Source organism: Sphingobium sp. WR1 (assembly GCF_059693745.1).
The window spans coordinates 12,095-26,793 of sequence record NZ_JCATID010000016.1 but is presented as its reverse complement, the minus strand read 5'-3'; the positions used below and the strand labels follow the sequence as shown (position 1 = coordinate 26,793).

Below are 14,699 nucleotides of genomic sequence, written 5' to 3'. Positions count from 1 at the left end.
GCCTATGTCAGCGGGATCATCACCGACCTGGCATAGGCCGGCCGTTCGCGCAGCCGATCATACCAGGCCCGCACATGCGGCAGGTCGGGCCGCTCCATATCCAGCGTGAAATAAGTGTGGGCATAGACCCCCATCGGCACATCCGCGACACCGAAATGGACACCCGAAAGCCATGGCTGGGCGGCAAGCGCCCGGTCCAGTATCCGCATGGCCGCGCCAGCCGCTTCGGCCGATTTCGCGATTGATTGTCTATTTCGCTGTCCAGCTTCGTGTCGCACCAGTTGCAGGAAGGCGTCGCGCTGGGCGTCGGCAAAGCTGAACTGCCAGTCCATCCATTTGTCGCCCTGCGCCCGGACAACGGGGTCATCGGGCCACATCTCCGCCGGCGCGTAACGCGCCGCGAGATAGCGCAGGATCGCGTTGGATTCCCACAGGACGACATCGCCATCCTCGATCGTGGGGATCAGCCTGTTGGGGTTCTTCGCCAGATAGGCGGCATCCATGCCGAACTTGCCGCCCACGTCGTGGCGGACATAAGGCAAGCCGATTTCGTCGGCGAACCAGACGACCTTCTTCACATTGTGCGAGTTGAGCCGGCCCCAGATCGTCAGCATGTCAGCCTCTCTTATCCGAACAGCGTCGCCGCCGCCTTGTCCCACAGGCGCGGCGAGGATGCGCCCATCAGGCCGCGCCGCAGATCGCCCACCAGATAGGGCGTCCCGTCGGTCCGCTGGCAGCAGCCGCCCGCTTCGTTGACCAACAGGGTGCCCGCCGCATGATCCCAGGGCAAAGTCCGCGCGAAGACCGATACGTCATTCTGCCCCAGCACCAGCCGTGGATATTGTTCGGCGGCGCAACGGGGAATATCCACCAGCGTGAAGCTGGCCTGCGACCGGCGCTCGATATCGGCGCGCTCTTCGGGCGACATGAAATAGACCGCCAGCGCCGCGATCGGCAGGTCGCCGCCGCTTTCGCGCGCCTGCACCTGCTCCCCGTCGATATGGCTGCCGCCGCCCAGCATGGCATGGCACAGCCGCCCCGACAGCGGGTCCAATATCCAGCCTGCCAGCGTCACGCCGCCGTCGACCAGCGCCACCATGATCCCAAAGGGCGGCTGGCCCGATGCGAAATTGCCGGTCCCGTCGATCGGATCGATGATCCAGTTCAACCCTTCGCCCGCCCGGTCGAGAATGGCGGAATCCGCCGCGCAGGCTTCTTCGCCGATGATCCCGGCCTCTGGCAGGATGTTCGCAAGCCCTTCGGCTAGGCGAAGTTCGCTTTCCTTGTCGGCGATGGTGACAAAATCATTCGCCGCCTTCTCGCTGACTTCATGATCGGCAAGATTGCGATAGCGCGGCATCACGATGTCGCGCCCGACTTCACGCATCAGCGCGACGACGGGATCATGGAGTTCCAGCAGCATCAGCTACGGTAATCCGCGTTGATCGAGATATAGCCATGCGTCAGGTCGCAGGTCCAGATGGTCGCGCGCCCTTCGCCCAGGCCCAGGTCGACGCCGATGACGATATCCTGCCCTTTGAGGTGGGCGGCGACCGGCGCCTCGTCATAGCCCTCGACCGCCAGGCCGCCGGTCGCGACCTGGGTCGTGCCGAAGCGGATGGACAGCTTGTCCCGGTCGGCCGGCTCCCCCGCCTTGCCGATCGCCATGACGACGCGGCCCCAATTGGCGTCCTCGCCAGCGATGGCGGTCTTCACCAGCGGCGAATTGGCGATCGACAGGCCGATGCGGTGCGCGCTCTCGTCGCTGGCCGCGCCCTCGACATTGATCTCGACGAACTTGGTCGCCCCTTCGCCGTCGCGCACCACCAGATGGGCGAGTTGGCGGCAGAGATCGATCAGCGCGGCGTGGAAAGCGTCGGCGCCGGCATCGTCCATGGACGCCAGCGGCGCATTGCCCGCCTTCCCGGTAGCGAAGGCCAGCACCGTGTCGCTGGTGGAGGTATCGCTATCCACCGTGATGCAGGAAAAGGTCCGCTTGTTGGCGGCCGACAGCATCTGTTGCAGCAACGCCGGCTCGATGGCCGCGTCGGTGAAGATATAGCCGAGCATCGTCGCCATGTCGGGCGCGATCATGCCCGACCCCTTGATGATGCCCACCAGTTCGACCCGCCTGTCGCCGACCATGGCGGAGGCATGAGCGCCCTTGGGATAGGTGTCGGTCGTGCCGATCGTGGTCGCGGCATCCTCCCAGCCGCAGGGACCGGCGGTGAAGGCGGCTGCGAGGCCTGCCTCGGCCTTGTCGATGGGCAGCGGCACGCCGATCACGCCGGTCGAGGAGACGAAGATGTCGGACGGCAGGCAGGACAGGTGATTGGCGACCCTGGCCGCGATCGCCTCCACCGCCGCGCGGCCGCGATGGCCGGTGAAGGCGTTGGCGTTGCCGGCATTCACCACGAGCGCGCGGGCAGACCCCAGCGGGATCGCGTCCCGACACCATTCGACCTCGGGGGAGGGGCATTTGCTCTGGGTGGTCACGCCAGCGACAGCGGTGCCGGCGTCCAGTTCGACATAAGTGAGGTCGCACCGCTCCCAGGCCTTGTACCCGGCGCGCGCGGTTCGCAGCGTCACGCCGGCGATGACGGGCAGGGACGGGAAGGCGGCGGGGGCGAGGGGCGATTTTTCCATGCCGCCGCCATAGGATGAGCCGCCATCGATTTCCAGCCTTTCGCACAGGCTATTCGGCGAAGGAGCGGGCGGACTTGTAATCGCGTCGACGTCATGAGCATAAGGCCTCACGATCAACCATGCAGCTTTCCCATGACAGTCACCGGCAATCGCCGCTTCGCCTTCTATGCCAAACGCTATTCCCAGAAGAAGGCCAGCATCCGTCTTCGCCTGCTGGAGCCGATGCGCGCGCTGCGCGATCTCGGCGTTGATGTACGGCGCTATCCCAAGCTGAAGGGGCCGAAGGGCCTTGATGCCGTCATCATATCCAAAGCGTTCGGGCGCGGCGCCGTCAAGGCGACGAAGGCGGCGCAAAAGGCCGGTTGCAAGCTGATCTTCGACATTTGCGACAATCGCTTTGCGAACAACCGGGTGCGGGGATCGGCCCATCATGGCCAGCGCACCGTCAGCCTGCTCTCACAGGCCGATCTGATTACCGTGCCGACCGAGAAAATGGGCCAGTTGCTGATGGTCTCCACGCCCGAGATAAAGGGCCGCATCCGGGTGGTGCCGGACATGCTGGAAGATATCGGCGCCCTGTCGACCCGCAGCCTCTCTCTATCCGAACGCTTCCATCTCAGGAAGCTGAAGGCCTTCCTCGCCCGCCATCCGGGGGCGCTGCATGTCGTCTGGTTCGGCAACAACATGGCCGGCATTTCGGGGGTGGGCGAACTGGACGATGCCGTCGCCCAGCTGCGCGAATTCGCCGTCAGGCGGCCGGTGACATTGACGATCATCAACAACAAGCCCGCTGTCTACCGGAAAGCTTCGGTAAAATGGGGCATTCCCAGCGTCTATATGCCCTGGTCCCTCGTAAGCTTTCCCGCAGCGCTCAAGCTTCACCGCGTCGCCATCATCCCGGTGTCGCAAAATGACTATACGGCCGGCAAGTCGATCAATCGGCCTGCAACCGCCATTCTCGCCGGTCTCGGCGTGGTGGCGGATTCGATCGAATCCTATGAGGAGTTGCGGCCTTTCATCGCGCTGGACGATTGGCAGAGCGGACTTGCGCGCTACGCCTTCGATTGGGATAGTGAGAAGACCAGATTGGCGCAGGCACGGGAATATCTGGACGAGAATTATGGCCGTCGGCGCATTGCGGCGCGCTGGGCCGAGGTTTTGAACGAGGTCACGGGCCGTTAACCGCGCAGAGGATCTGTGGCAGTCTGATAGGCGGCGGCCATTTCCTTGCAGGGAAGGGCGAACGCCGAATTGACGTTGGCCCGACCGATGCCTATTTGCCGCACAATTGTTTTCCGGCGTCGGTGCTTACGCCTTCAGTCTATTTCGCTCAGGGAGAGCTCATGTTCGGCGCACTCGCCAAGTCCATCTTCGGATCGTCCAACGAACGTTATGTGAAGTCGCTGGGCAAGATCGTCGACAAGATCGCCTCCTTCGAACCCGCGATCCAGGCGCTGTCGGACGAGGAACTGGCTGCGCAGACGGCCAAGTTCCGGGACCGCCTGGCTGCCGGCGAAACGCTGGACGACCTGCTGCCCGAAGCCTTCGCCACGGTGCGCGAAGCCTCCGTCCGCGTGTTGGACATGCGCCATTTCGACGTGCAGATGGTGGGCGGCATCGTGCTCCATCGCGGCGAGATCGCCGAAATGCGGACGGGTGAGGGCAAGACGCTGGTCGCCACCGTCGCCACCTACCTCAACGCGCTGGAGGGGAAGGGCGTTCACGTCGTTACGGTGAACGACTATCTCGCCACCCGCGACTGCGAATGGATGGGGCAGGTCTATCGCTTCCTTGGCCTCACCACCGGCGTCATCGTGCCGAACCTGTCGGAAGACCAGCGCCGCGAAGCCTATAATGCCGACGTCACCTATGCGACGAACAACGAACTCGGCTTCGATTATCTGCGCGACAATATGAAATATGACCGCGCCTCGATGGTGCAGCGGCCCTTCAACTACGCCATCGTCGACGAGGTGGACTCGATCCTGATCGACGAAGCGCGCACGCCGCTCATCATTTCCGGTCCGACCGACGACAAGTCCGAACTCTATGTCGCGGTCGACGCGATCGTGAAGCAGATCAGCGAAGCCGATTATGAGAAGGACGAGAAGCAGCGCACCGTCACGCTGACCGAGGACGGGACCGAGAAGATCGAACGGCTGCTGGAGCAGGCGGGCCTGCTTCAGGGCAATAACCTCTACGATTTCGAGAATACGCAGGTCGTTCATCATGTGAATCAGGCGCTGCGGGCAGTGGTGATGTTCCGCCGCGACATCGACTATATCGTGAAAGACGGCAAGGTCGTCATCATCGACGAGTTCACCGGCCGCATGATGGACGGCCGCCGCTGGTCCGACGGACTGCACCAGGCGGTCGAAGCCAAGGAAGGCGTGAATATCGAGCCGGAAAACCAGACGCTCGCTTCCATTACCTTCCAGAATTATTTCCGCATGTATCCCAAGCTGGGCGGCATGACCGGCACCGCCGCGACCGAGGCGACCGAATTCTACGAAATCTACAAGATGAACGTCGTCACCATCCCGACCAACCGGCCGGTGCAGCGGATCGACGAGGAAGATACATTCTACAAGAATCTGGAAGACAAGTTCCGGGGCATTGCGCGCACGATCAAGGAACATGCCGAAAAGGGCCAGCCGGTGCTGGTCGGCACGGTCTCGATCGAAAAGTCGGAAATGCTGTCCGAATTCCTCAACCAGGAAGGCGTGAAGCACGCGGTCCTGAACGCTCGTTTCCATGAGAGCGAAGCGCATATCGTGGCGCAGGCAGGCCGCAAGGGCGCGGTGACGATCGCCACCAACATGGCGGGCCGCGGCACCGACATCAAACTGGGCGGCAATCTGGAGATGCGCGTCGAGGACGAATTGCGCGATATGCCAGAAGGTACCGGGCGCGACGCCGCCATCGCCCGGATCGAGGCCGAGATCGAGGCCGAAAAGCAGGAAGTGCTGGCCGCCGGCGGCCTGTTCGTCCTCGCCACCGAACGCCATGAAAGCCGCCGCATCGACAACCAGCTCCGCGGTCGTTCGGGCCGTCAGGGCGATCCCGGCCTGTCGCGCTTCTACCTCAGCCTCGACGATGATCTGATGCGCATCTTCGGCCCGGACACGATGTTCGCCAAGATGATCCGCTCCAACCTGGAGGATGGGGAGGCGCTGCCCCCGTCCAAGTGGCTCAGCAAGGCGATCGAGACCGCGCAGAAGAAGGTCGAGGCGCGCAACTACGACATCCGCAAGCAGGTCGTCGAATATGACGACGTGATGAACGACCAGCGCAAGGTCATCTACGAACAGCGCAGCGATATCATGGATGCCGAGACGGTGGACGATGTCGTCATCGACATGCGCCATGAAACGGTCAATGATCTGGTCGGCGCATCCTGCCCGCCGGGCACCTATCCCGAGCAGTGGGATATGGATCGGCTGAAGGCCCGCACCGCAGAAATACTGGGCCTCGAACCCGATTTCGACGCCTGGCTGGCCGAGGACGCGGTCGATCCCGAAATGATCGAGGAACGGCTGGTCGCGCTGGCCGACGAAGCCGTGGCCGAGAAGATCAAGGAGGTCGACGCGAGCGACTGGCATATGATCGAGAAGTCGATCCTGCTCCAGAGCCTGGACCATCACTGGAAGGAGCATCTGGCGACGCTCGACGCGCTGCGCCAGGTCGTCCACCTGCGCGCCTATGCGCAGAAGACGCCGATCAACGAATATAAGCAGGAAGCCTTCGCCCTGTTCGAACGGATGCTGGAGAATATCCGCGAGGATGTGACCGGCTCCATCGCCCGCGTGCAGTTCCGCATGGAACAGCCGCCGCTGCAGGATTATGGCCTACCGGTGCTGCCGGACTTCATCACCACGCATATCGACCCCTTCTCGGGCGTAGATAACAGCGCCGATATCGATGGCGGCCAGATCGCCGGCATCACCACGACGATCCCGCGCGCCGCCCCGACCGGCGAGTTCGCCAATCTGGACATCAGCCGCAATGCGCCCTGTCCCTGCGGTTCGGGCCAGAAATACAAGCATTGCCACGGCGCACTGGCCTGATGCGATTATCGTGTCGGGCTGGTTAACCAGTTCCGGCAGCGATTTGATAAGGCGGCTGGGCCAGTCTGATCCTGACTTCCGGGGGGCAAACCGGAGGAATGGAATGGAGCAGCTGGTTTATCGCGCGATCGCTGAAAAGCGGCGCGACCGGCGCTATCATGTCGATATCGAAGGCAGGTTGGTTGACGGGGACGGCATCACCCAGACTGTCACCGTCCGAAATGTTTCGATTTACGGCGCGATGCTGTCGGGGTTGACGCCTCCGCAAGTCGGGGTGCGGGTTATCCTGATCCTACCCTATCTGGAACGCGACGCGACGCTGATCTGGAGCCGGGGCGAACAATGCGGGCTGCTATTCAACAGTCCCGTGGACCCGGTGGCCATATTGGCCAATGCCGGCCCTGCCTCGCGGTCCATGGCCACGCTCGACCGGCGCATTCAGTGACCGGCATGGCGGACATGACGTTCGTGCTTGTCTGCCGAGCACGGAAAGGTGTAGTGTCACCCGATAGGCCATGAGGCGTTTCCTCATGCCGAGACGATGTTCAGGCAGTCCCCGCAAGGGCTGCGTCGGCACCAGTCCCGACTGAGGATAGGACAAGCCAGCGTCTGACATGGCGACTTCGAAGGGAGAGCGACCATGGCTATAGCGCGTCCAGGGGATCTGGCGTCTTCCCGTGAGGACTATGAAATTCGCAGGATCGGCATCGACGATCTGCGCATCGCCCTCCGCCAGGGTTGGGAGGATTTCCTGGCCAAGCGCGGGGATCTGCTGTTTATCGGCTTCATCTATCCTGTCGTGATCGTGTTCGCGATCCTTTTGGCCAGTCAGATGCCGGTGCTACCGCTTCTGTTTCCGTTGGTGGCCGGATCGGTTCTGTTCGGGCCTGCCTTTGCCAGCGGCTTCTACGAATTGGCGCGGCGGCGCGAACAGGGGCTTGATTCCCGTTGGCGGCATTTTCTGGACGTCGTGCGTGGTCCGTCCTTTCCGGCCTTGTTCGATCTGACCAGCGTGACCGCCATGCTGTTCCTGGGTTGGATGACAGCCGCCTGGTTCATCTATTATTCGACGGTCGGTCAGATCGGCCCCGATGCGGTCGCATCGGTCAGCGCTTTCGTGCAGGCCGTGTTCGGCACGGCCGAGGGCTGGCGCATGATCATTATCGGCAATCTCGTTGGCCTGGGTTTCGCCATCGCGACGCTGGCGGTCAGCGTCATTTCCTTCCCGATGATCGTCGACAAGAGGGTCAATTGGGGCGTGGCGCTGCGCACATCGTTCCGCGTGGCGTGGCACAACCCGGTGACGGTCGCCGCATGGGGGCTGATCGTGGTTGCGCTGCTGATCCTGGGGGCGTTGCCGGGATTGGTCGGTTTGGCCGTGGCATTCCCCGTGCTAGGCTACGCCACCTGGCACCTCTATACGCGCGCCGTCGTTCGCTGAGGCTTTCCGCCCGGTGAGGGTCCGTCTTCACCGGGCGCCTTCGCCCCGCGCCGCCAGCTTGGGTCCTGGCGGCGGTGGCGGCGTGCCTCCCAGCGTGGCAAGATATTTGATCAGCGCCGCGCGATCCTCGGCGCGACGCAGGCCGGCGAAGCTCATCTTCGTCCCCGGCACTGCGCGCGCCGGCGACGCGAGAAAGGCGAAGAGGCTCTCATAGCTCCAGCTTCCCCCATGCCCCTTCATCGCGGGCGAATAGGCAAAGCCGGCATGGACCGCGACCGGCCGGCCGACCACGCCCCACAAATTGGGACCGATGCGATTGGGACCGCCCTGCTTCATGTCATGGCAGCTGACGCACAATTGCGCCTTGGCCTTCCCGGCATTGGCGTCCGCGCTGGCGAGCAGCGTGCCCAGATCCGCTGGCGGAGCGACCGCTGCCCCGCCATTGCCGACCGCGGGCGCTGGCGCCTTGCCCTGCATGTCCCGCCGATAGGCGATCAGCCGGTTGCCGTCCGCCGAATCCAGGAGGCTTGCCGGCCAATCCCGCTGTACCGACACCATGTCGACGCGCGGCGGCATCGCGTCGGCGGGGGCGTAGGCCAGCTTCCCTGCCTTGTCGCGCGCGTAGAGTTGCTCCGCAAACCAGTTGAGGCTCCAAAAACAGCCCGCCGCGCCCGCCACGCACAGCCCCGTCACCAGCCACCGCATCCGGTCCATGGTTCAGCCTCCCCCGCCGGTGAAGATCGCGCGGGTCCAATAGGCATAGTCCGCTTCGATCAGCATGATGCGCACCAGCACCAGCAGCACCAAAGGCGGCACCAATATCGCGTAGATCAGCGACAGCCTTTCCCAGGCGAGGTGCATGAAGATTGACAGGATCAGACCCGCCTTCAGCAGCATGAACAGGATGATCAGCGTCCAGCGCACAATCCCCTGCACATGCATGTAATCGACCAGATAGGAGAGGGTGCTGAGCAGGAACAGATAACCCCAGACCTTCAAATAAAGGCTGATCGGATGCTGTCCATGTTCGTCTGCCGACAATGGCTGGCTGTCGGGAGCGATCTGCGTCTGCGGAACAGGAACGTCGTGCTGCATGGCGATCACCAGAGATAGAAAAAGGCGAAGATGAAGACCCAGACGAGGTCGACAAAATGCCAGTAGAGCCCAGCGATCTCGACCGCGCTATAGTCGCCGGACCGGTCATAATGGCCCCGCGCGACCTTCGATGCGATGATCAGCAGCAGGATGACGCCGCAACTCACATGGAGTCCATGAAAGCCGGTGATCATGAAGAAGGTCGCGCCGAATTGCGGCGCGCCCATCGGGTTGCTCCAGGGGCGCACCCCTTCCTCGAAGATCAGCTTGGTCCATTCGAACGCCTGCATACCCACGAAGCTCGCGCCGAACAGGGCGGTCAGCAGCATCAGGATCGCGGTTTTCCGCCGGTCGCGACGATAGCCGTAATTGACCGCCATCGCCATGGTGCCGCTGGAACTGATGAGCACGAAGGTCATGATCGCGATCAGGATCAGCGGGATTTTCTGCCCTCCGATCACCAGTGCGAACACCTCCGCCGTATTGGGCCAAGGCAGCACGGCGGATGACCGCACCGTCATATAGCCCGTCAGGAAGCAGGAAAAAATGAAAGTGTCGGAGAGCAGGAAGATCCACATCATCGCCTTGCCCCAATGGGTATGGCGAAAGACTTCCTGATCCGCCGACCAGTCGGCCGCGATCTCACGCAGGGAGGGGGTTATGACCTCTCGATCTCGTCTGTCCGGCACCGTATGAGACATTGCGATATCGTTCCGTACTGAAAATTTTCACGTCGATACAAGCAGTCCGGCAAGCAGAAGCCAGACGAGCAGGAGGAAATGCCAATAGACCGCGCACAGGCCGATCTGGCGCAGATTGCGGGCGACAAGCGCCCGGCCGGTGGCCACCAGCCCGACCAATATGTGGCAGCCGTGCAGCGCGGTCAGCAGATAAAAGAAGGCATTGGCGGGATTGGCGGACAGGTAATAACCCGTGGCCTGATAATGGCGCCAGAGCAGCCATTGCCCCACCAGGAAGCAAAGCCCCAGCGCCGCCCCCACGGCCGACGCCCGCACTGCCTTGCCCTGTCCACCGTGAAGCGCCGCGCGCCGGGCAATTTCCCAGGCCAAACTGCTGCCAAGTAGGATCGCACTGTTGATCCATAATAATGGCGGGTCGGGCATCGGCACCCAATCCTCTCCACCGTGGCCCATGGCGGCGTGCAGGCCCATACGCATGAGATAGGCCGCCATCAGCAGCGAAAACATCACCAGGGCGACAGCGAAATAGACAGTCAGACCGACCGCGCCCGCCGAAGGGCGATCGGGATGCGTGGCCCTGTCGCTCGACGCTTCCCAGCTTTTCTCGGTGAGGCGCGCCAGGATAGTCATGCGCGCGGTTCCGTCTGGGGAATGAAGTCGCGCGGCGCGCCTGGCACGCTGTAATCATAGGCCCAGCGATAGACGACCGGCAGTTTCGCGCCCCAATTGCCATGGGCGGGCGGCGTCTGCGGCGTCAGCCATTCCAGGCTTGCCGCGCCCCAGGGATTGGGATCGGCCTTCGGCCCGCGGAATAGGCTCCAGATCATGTTGAAGAAGAACAGCCCCTGCGCGCAGAACACGACCAGCGCCGCGATGCTGATCCATTCATTGGCAAGGTGGACCGACTGCGGGATGAAGGCGGCATCCCCCAGAGCAAAATAGCGGCGCGGCACCCCCAATATGCCCAGATAATGCATCGGCAGGAAAATCGCGTAGACGCCGAGAAAGGTGATCCAGAAATGGAGCTTGCCCAGCGTCTCGTTCCACATCCGCCCGAAAATCTTGGGATACCAGTGGTAGATGGCGCCGAAGATCACCAGCACCGGCGAAACCCCCATGACCATGTGGAAATGGGCGACGACGAAGAAGGTGTCGGACAGCGGCACGTCCACGCTGACATTGCCCAGGAACAGGCCGGACAGCCCGCCATGGATGAAGGTGAAGATGAAGGCGATGGCGAACAGCATCGGCACGCGCAGATGAATGTCGCCGCGCCACAGCGTCAGCAGCCAGTTATAGACCTTGATCGCGGTCGGGATCGCAATGACCAGCGTCGACGTCGCGAAGAAGAACCCGAAATAGGGGTTCATGCCCGACACATACATATGATGCGCCCAGACGAGGAAGCTGAGCGCGCCGATGATGACGATCGCCCAGACCATCATGCGATAGCCGAAGATGTTTCGGCGCGCATGGACGCTGATCAGGTCCGACACGATGCCGAAGGCGGGCAGGGCGACGATATAGACTTCGGGATGGCCAAAGAACCAGAAGAGATGCTGGAACAGCAGCGGACTGCCCCCCTCGGTCGGCGTGATGCGGCCCATGGACTGCATTGTCGGCATGAAGAAGCTGGTGCCGGCGAAATGATCGAACAGCATCATGATCGCCGCGACGAACAGCGCCGGAAAGGCCAGCAGCCCCATGATCGAGGCGGTGAAGATGCCCCAGACCGACAACGGCATCCGCATCAGCGTCATGCCCCTGGTCCGCGCCTGAAGCACCGTCGTCACATAGTTGAGGCCGCCCATGGTGAAGGCCGCGACGAAAATGGCGAGGCTGACCAGCATCGTGGCGATGCCCCATTGATGGCCGGGCGTCCCTTCGGTGATGGCCTGCGGCGGGTAGAGCGTCCATCCCGCCCCGGTCGGCCCGCCGGGCACGAAGAAGCCCGCCGCCAGCACGATCACCGACAGCAGGTAGAGCCAGTAGCTCAGCATGTTGACGAAGGGGAACACCATGTCCCGCGCCCCAATCATCAGCGGGATCAGATAGTTGCCGAAGCCGCCCAGCAGCAAGGCGGTCAGCAGATAGACGACCATGATCATGCCGTGCATCGACACGAACTGCAGATAATTGTCCGGCTGGATCGAGGGAAAGGCGCCGGGAAAGCCCAGTTGCAGCCGCATTAGCGCCGACAGGACCAGCGCCACAAGCCCGATGGCAATCGCCGTCACGCTATACTGGATGGCGATGACCTTGTGATCCTGGCTCCAGACATATCTGGTGATCCAGCTATGGGGATGATGCAGCGGGCGCAGATCGTCGGCCAGGGTGGTCGCCATCAGCGCGCACTCCTCGACGCGGACGTGCTGCAGGCATTGGACCTGATCAGCATCATGGAAAGCGCGGCCGGAGGAGAGTCCGCCAGTATCTGCTGGAAGCTCACCTGCTGCGCCTGCCAGTTCGCGAACGCTGCGGGCGATTCCACGACCACCTTGCCGCGCATCTCATGATGGCCGGTGCCGCACAGTTCGGCGCACAATATGTCGAACGTCCCGGTCTTTGTTGGCGTCAGCCAGAAATAGGTGACGATGCCGGGCACCAGGTCCATTTTCGCCCGGAATTCGGGCACATAGAAATCGTGCAGCACGTCCTTCGACCGCAGCACGATCTTCACCGGTTTGCCGGCCGGCAAATGAAAATCGCCCGCCTCCACCAACAGATCGTCCCGTCCGAAGGGATCGAGCGGGTCGAGACCCAGGCTGTTGTCGGGCGTCACATATTTGACCGCCGCCGCGCCCAGAACGCCATCCGGCCCGGGATAGCGGAACGACCATTGCCATTGCTGGCCGACCGCTTCCACGATGGCGGCGTCCTGGGGGACGGACACATATTTGCCCCATGCGACCAGCCCCGGCGCGAGCAGGCCGGCGACGCCGATCGCGGTCCAGATCGTCAATCGCTTTTCCAGCGAGCTGTTTTCCGGCTCATAATGGGCGCGATGTCCTGCCCGATGCCGGTAGCGGACGAGCGCCCAGGCCATGAAGAGATTGAGCAGCACAAAAGCCGCCGCGCAAATCCACAAGGTCACGTCGAGCGCGGAATCGATCGAGGTCCAGTTGGATGCGATGGGCGTGCGCCACCAGGGACTGAACAGATGAAAAGCGACCGATCCAAACACCAGTAAGGCGATGGCGACCGCGATCGGCACAGGCTCTCTCCTATCGATAGACAGTGAGCGCCTCTCAGCCTTTTATCGGGCCCTTCGAGTCGCTCCCGAAAATACCGCGTCCGATATCCTATAGAAAAATGCAGTGTGGGGAAAGTGTTGGGCATGTGACCGGAAGTGAGGATTGAAGCTGAACGGCTGTCGTCGATGCTTCCCTTTCGCGCTTTCCTTTTTCGCTTTTCATTCCCTCCTCCAGCGTCAGTCGGTCGCTACCGGCCGGTTTATCCATGATCCGGCCCCCTCCGCGGCGGCGCTCGCATTTCGCAGGCATAGATTTTTATATTGTTGACTTAATCAACATTCCTTAGAGTTGATTCGATCAACAATGGATTTGGGTGATGGCTGATCAGGATCAGGACGAAAATGTCGCGGCCTTACGGGCTTTCAATCGGGTTTACACAAGCAGGCTAGGATTGCTGAACCGGCATCTCGACAATAGCCCGTTCACATTGAGCGAAGCCCGCATCCTGTATGAACTGGCCCATCGGTCGGACCCGACGGCGGCGGAGATCGCGCGCACGCTCACCCTCGATCGCGGGCAAATCAGCCGAACCTTGAAGCGCTTTGCCGATCGCGGGCTGATTGAGACGCGGGACGATCCCAGCCATGGCCGCCACCAGCTGCTTTCTCTCACCGATGAGGGGAAAGCGGCTTTCGGGGCATTGGAAGCCAACACCGTTGAGGCCGTGGCGGGTCTGCTGGCCGCCCTGCCGGCGTTTCGGCGGCGACGCCTGATCGCCGCGACGGAAAGGATCAGGGCGATTTTCGAAGCCGGAACCGAACCGACAGTCCAACTGCGCGATCTCAGACCCGGCGATCTTGGGCGGGTGACGGAGAGGCAGGCGATCCTTTACGCGGAGGAATATGGCTGGAACCAGGACTATGAGGCGCTCGTGGCGGGGATTCTCGCCGATTTCCACAAGTCTTTCGATCCCTCCCGGGAGGCAGCCTGGATCGCGGAAATGGATGGCCTCATGGTCGGTTCAATCTTTCTGGTTCACGGCGAAACGCCGGAGGTCGCCAGGCTGAGACTCCTTTATGTGGAACCGGATGCGCGGGGGGCGGGCGTCGGCAGGATGCTGGTCGACGCCTGCATCCAGCGAGCCAGGGAAGCGGGATATGCGCGGCTGGACCTATGGACCAACACCATCCTGGTCGCGGCGCGCAATATCTACCGGCGCGCCGGCTTCACACTTGTCGACGAAGCGCCCCATCATTCCTTCGGCCATGACCTTGTCGGGCAAAGCTGGTCGCTCACATTGTGAGGGCAGACAGATATTGGCATCGCGCTGCGAATTGCAGCACGTCGACGCGCCCGACGATTTCAGGCAGTTGACCAGGGCCCTTGGCCTAGCCGCAAAGATGAGGATTGAGGGTAGCTGTTCATCAATCGTTCTTTCCGTCCACTTCCGTCGGCATTTGACCGCGATCCCCGCTGCACTGGTTAAAAAAATACATTGACTGCATAATTCTATATTCGCATTGTTCCTGCTGGTATTGGAAGCAGGAGAGGATAT

General features: G+C 62.3%; 14 protein-coding genes. 5 read left to right on the top strand and 9 right to left on the bottom strand.

Features of this window, described 5'->3' with window-relative positions; genetic code table 11:
* Positions 1-2 precede the first annotated feature (2 nt).
* Genes AC58EF_RS17650 through argJ form a run of 3 tightly spaced genes read right to left on the bottom strand, consistent with a single transcriptional unit; the run spans position 3 to position 2,646 of the window.
* Positions 3-614 (bottom strand): glutathione S-transferase family protein, encoded by a 612-nt coding sequence (locus AC58EF_RS17650; RefSeq protein WP_497277659.1) that lies wholly within the window; start codon positions 612-614, stop codon positions 3-5.
* Positions 615-625: 11 nt separating this feature from the next.
* Complete coding sequence (locus AC58EF_RS17645) at positions 626-1,423, bottom strand: inositol monophosphatase family protein (protein WP_497277658.1); 798 nt, start codon at positions 1,421-1,423, stop codon at positions 626-628.
* A complete protein-coding gene (argJ, locus tag AC58EF_RS17640) occupies positions 1,423-2,646 on the bottom strand; it encodes a bifunctional glutamate N-acetyltransferase/amino-acid acetyltransferase ArgJ (protein WP_497277656.1) in 1,224 nt (407 codons plus the stop codon). Before argJ ends, AC58EF_RS17645 begins: the two co-directional genes overlap by 1 nt.
* 132 nt (positions 2,647-2,778) lie before the next feature.
* Between argJ and AC58EF_RS17635 the strand changes: the two genes are divergently transcribed.
* From AC58EF_RS17635 to AC58EF_RS17620, 4 genes are all read left to right on the top strand, one after another.
* The gene (locus AC58EF_RS17635) at positions 2,779-3,828 is read left to right on the top strand and encodes a glycosyltransferase family protein (protein ID WP_497277655.1); all 1,050 of its coding nucleotides are present in this window, start codon (positions 2,779-2,781) and stop codon (positions 3,826-3,828) included.
* 161 nt (positions 3,829-3,989) lie between these two features.
* The gene (gene secA / locus AC58EF_RS17630) at positions 3,990-6,713 is read left to right on the top strand and encodes a preprotein translocase subunit SecA (RefSeq protein ID WP_497277654.1); all 2,724 of its coding nucleotides are present in this window, start codon (positions 3,990-3,992) and stop codon (positions 6,711-6,713) included.
* 103 nt (positions 6,714-6,816) lie between these two features.
* Positions 6,817-7,158 carry a PilZ domain-containing protein gene (locus AC58EF_RS17625; protein WP_497277653.1) on the top strand — a complete coding sequence of 114 codons (342 nt, stop codon included), beginning with the start codon at positions 6,817-6,819 and terminating at the stop codon, positions 7,156-7,158.
* Positions 7,159-7,353: 195 nt separating this feature from the next.
* Complete coding sequence (locus AC58EF_RS17620) at positions 7,354-8,154, top strand: DUF2189 domain-containing protein (RefSeq protein ID WP_497277652.1); 801 nt, start codon at positions 7,354-7,356, stop codon at positions 8,152-8,154.
* A 27-nt stretch (positions 8,155-8,181) separates the two neighbouring features.
* Here AC58EF_RS17620 and AC58EF_RS17615 read toward each other — a convergent pair whose 3' ends face one another.
* Genes AC58EF_RS17615 through AC58EF_RS17590 form a run of 6 tightly spaced genes read right to left on the bottom strand, consistent with a single transcriptional unit; the run spans position 8,182 to position 13,164 of the window.
* Positions 8,182-8,868, bottom strand: a complete 687-nt coding sequence (locus tag AC58EF_RS17615; protein WP_497277650.1) for a c-type cytochrome — start codon at positions 8,866-8,868, stop codon at positions 8,182-8,184.
* A gap of 3 nt (positions 8,869-8,871) precedes the next feature.
* Positions 8,872-9,249, bottom strand: a complete 378-nt coding sequence (locus tag AC58EF_RS17610; RefSeq protein ID WP_497277649.1) for a cytochrome C oxidase subunit IV family protein — start codon at positions 9,247-9,249, stop codon at positions 8,872-8,874.
* A gap of 5 nt (positions 9,250-9,254) precedes the next feature.
* A complete protein-coding gene (locus AC58EF_RS17605) occupies positions 9,255-9,938 on the bottom strand; it encodes a heme-copper oxidase subunit III family protein (RefSeq protein WP_497277648.1) in 684 nt (227 codons plus the stop codon).
* A 39-nt stretch (positions 9,939-9,977) separates the two neighbouring features.
* Positions 9,978-10,580: a cytochrome c oxidase subunit 3 gene (locus AC58EF_RS17600; protein ID WP_497277647.1), complete on the bottom strand. Its 603-nt coding sequence runs from the start codon at positions 10,578-10,580 to the stop codon at positions 9,978-9,980.
* Positions 10,577-12,295: a cytochrome c oxidase subunit I gene (locus AC58EF_RS17595; RefSeq protein ID WP_497277645.1), complete on the bottom strand. Its 1,719-nt coding sequence runs from the start codon at positions 12,293-12,295 to the stop codon at positions 10,577-10,579. Before AC58EF_RS17595 ends, AC58EF_RS17600 begins: the two co-directional genes overlap by 4 nt.
* Positions 12,295-13,164 (bottom strand): cytochrome c oxidase subunit II, encoded by an 870-nt coding sequence (locus AC58EF_RS17590; RefSeq protein ID WP_497277644.1) that lies wholly within the window; start codon positions 13,162-13,164, stop codon positions 12,295-12,297. The genes AC58EF_RS17595 and AC58EF_RS17590 overlap by 1 nt, the downstream gene beginning before the upstream one ends.
* Before the next feature lie 356 nt (positions 13,165-13,520).
* Here AC58EF_RS17590 and AC58EF_RS17585 point away from each other — a divergent pair, with 356 nt between their 5' ends.
* Positions 13,521-14,447 carry a bifunctional helix-turn-helix transcriptional regulator/GNAT family N-acetyltransferase gene (locus AC58EF_RS17585; protein ID WP_497277643.1) on the top strand — a complete coding sequence of 309 codons (927 nt, stop codon included), beginning with the start codon at positions 13,521-13,523 and terminating at the stop codon, positions 14,445-14,447.
* Positions 14,448-14,699: the final 252 nt, after the last annotated feature.

What these genes read in the sequence shown, in the direction of transcription:
- AC58EF_RS17650 (WP_497277659.1), bottom strand. Translation starts at nt 614, where the DNA reads ATGCTGACGATCTGGGGCCGGCTCAACTCGCACAATGTGAAGAAGGTC.
- AC58EF_RS17645 (WP_497277658.1), bottom strand. Translation starts at nt 1,423, where the DNA reads ATGCTGCTGGAACTCCATGATCCCGTCGTCGCGCTGATGCGTGAAGTC.
- argJ (WP_497277656.1), bottom strand. Translation starts at nt 2,646, where the DNA reads ATGGAAAAATCGCCCCTCGCCCCCGCCGCCTTCCCGTCCCTGCCCGTC.
- AC58EF_RS17635 (WP_497277655.1), top strand. Translation starts at nt 2,779, where the DNA reads ATGACAGTCACCGGCAATCGCCGCTTCGCCTTCTATGCCAAACGCTAT.
- secA (WP_497277654.1), top strand. Translation starts at nt 3,990, where the DNA reads ATGTTCGGCGCACTCGCCAAGTCCATCTTCGGATCGTCCAACGAACGT.
- AC58EF_RS17625 (WP_497277653.1), top strand. Translation starts at nt 6,817, where the DNA reads ATGGAGCAGCTGGTTTATCGCGCGATCGCTGAAAAGCGGCGCGACCGG.
- AC58EF_RS17620 (WP_497277652.1), top strand. Translation starts at nt 7,354, where the DNA reads ATGGCTATAGCGCGTCCAGGGGATCTGGCGTCTTCCCGTGAGGACTAT.
- AC58EF_RS17615 (WP_497277650.1), bottom strand. Translation starts at nt 8,868, where the DNA reads ATGGACCGGATGCGGTGGCTGGTGACGGGGCTGTGCGTGGCGGGCGCG.
- AC58EF_RS17610 (WP_497277649.1), bottom strand. Translation starts at nt 9,249, where the DNA reads ATGCAGCACGACGTTCCTGTTCCGCAGACGCAGATCGCTCCCGACAGC.
- AC58EF_RS17600 (WP_497277647.1), bottom strand. Translation starts at nt 10,580, where the DNA reads ATGACTATCCTGGCGCGCCTCACCGAGAAAAGCTGGGAAGCGTCGAGC.
- AC58EF_RS17595 (WP_497277645.1), bottom strand. Translation starts at nt 12,295, where the DNA reads ATGGCGACCACCCTGGCCGACGATCTGCGCCCGCTGCATCATCCCCAT.
- AC58EF_RS17585 (WP_497277643.1), top strand. Translation starts at nt 13,521, where the DNA reads ATGGCTGATCAGGATCAGGACGAAAATGTCGCGGCCTTACGGGCTTTC.